Annotated in this window: 1 protein-coding gene; it reads left to right on the plus strand. The window is 46.7% G+C overall.

Features of this window, described 5'->3' with window-relative positions; translation table 11 throughout:
- Nucleotides 1-112: 112 nt before the first annotated feature.
- A protein-coding gene (locus ACOZB4_RS34050) for an IS1182 family transposase (protein ID WP_379416875.1) occupies nt 113-1,473 on the plus strand; the annotation gives its coding sequence in 2 pieces (ribosomal slippage) (nt 113-671 and nt 671-1,473; 1,362 coding nt in all).
- The last annotated feature ends 84 nt before the right edge of the window (nt 1,474-1,557 follow it).

Consider the following 1,557-nt stretch of genomic DNA (forward strand, 5'->3'; position numbering starts at 1 on the left):
CAGGCTGTCGAGAAAGTCTCGACAGCTATTTTTATATCGAGATATTTCAACACGACACCGCGTTAATGTTGTATAATTATAGTAATAAATGAGATCGGGAAGGTGTTCAAATATGCTGCGTTCAAACCGTGAAAAACAACAAGCTTATGAGTTTGTGTCAATTGAGGAGCTCGTTCCTCAAGACCATCTGCTTCGCAAAGTGGAAAAGTATATCGACTTTTCATTCATTGACGAAAAGGTTCGTCCTCTTTATTGTGCAGACAATGGGCGGCCAGCCATCGACCCTGTTGTGTTATTTAAGATGATTTTCCTCGGTTACTTTTACGGCATCCGTTCCGAACGTCAAATCGAACGTGAAATTCAGACAAACCTTGCCTACCGCTGGTTTTTGGGGTTAGGTCTAACCGACAAAGTGCCGGACCATTCTACGATTAGCTGGAATCGTCGCACTCGTTTTAAAGATACAGAGATTTTTCAGGAGGTCTTTGATGAGATTGTGCTGCAAGCCATTCAGCACCGTATGGTAGGTGGACGCGTCCTGATTTCCGATTCGACCCATGTCAAAGCGAATGCGAATAAGCATAAGTACACAAAGGAACAGGTTTTACAAAACACCCGTGATTATGTCGGTGAACTTAATGCCGCCGTAGAGGCCGACCGGAAGGCACATGAAAAAAAGCGCTAAAGCCTAGAGAGGACGTGATGGAGGAAAAGGAAGTCAAAGTGAGCACGACAGATCCGGACAGCGGTTATATGATCCGCGATGGGAAACCGGAAGGATTTTTCTACTTAGACCACCGTACCGTAGACCTGAAATACAATATGATTACGGATGTACATGTCACTGCGGGAAATGTCCATGATTCTATACCCTACTTGTCCCGTTTGGATCGTCAACAACAACGATTTGGTTTTAAAGTAGAAGCTGTTGCTCTGGATTCCGGGTACTTGACTTCACCTATCTGTAAAGGACTGCAAAGCCGAAACATTTTTGCCGTTATTGCTCACCGAAGATTCCACCCGACCCAAGGTTTATTCCCAAAATGGAAGTTCACGTTTGAGGCAAAGCGCAACCTTTATGTCTGCCCGGCGGAGCACGAACTGCAATACAAGACGACCAACCGCGAGGGATACCGGCAGTACGCTTCAGATCCTCAACACTGCAAGAAGTGTCCGTTATTAAACGAATGCACTCGGTCTCGCAACCACCGAAAGGTGGTAACCCGTCACGTCTGGGAGGACAGCAAAGAATGGGTGCGAGGCAACCGGTTGAGTCGATCCGGGAAATATCTCTACCGAAAACGAAAAGAAACGATTGAGCGAAGCTTCGCGGATGCCAAAGAGCTCCATGGGTTTCGCTATTGCCGTTTGCGCGGGTTGCAGAACGTCAGGGAGCAAGCCCTGATGACAGCAGCCGTACAGAATATGAAGAAGATGGCGATCCACTTGGATCGCCTCGAAAACAGGGGGTAATCCCCCATTTCCCCTTTTGAAGTGACCATTTGAAATGTGAGAAACCCTGTACTTTGAAAAAGTACAGGGTTTCTCGACAATCTG

The organism is Paenibacillus sp. NPDC058898 (genome assembly GCF_049316025.1).
Taxonomy (GTDB): Bacteria; Bacillota; Bacilli; order Paenibacillales; family Paenibacillaceae; genus Paenibacillus_AQ.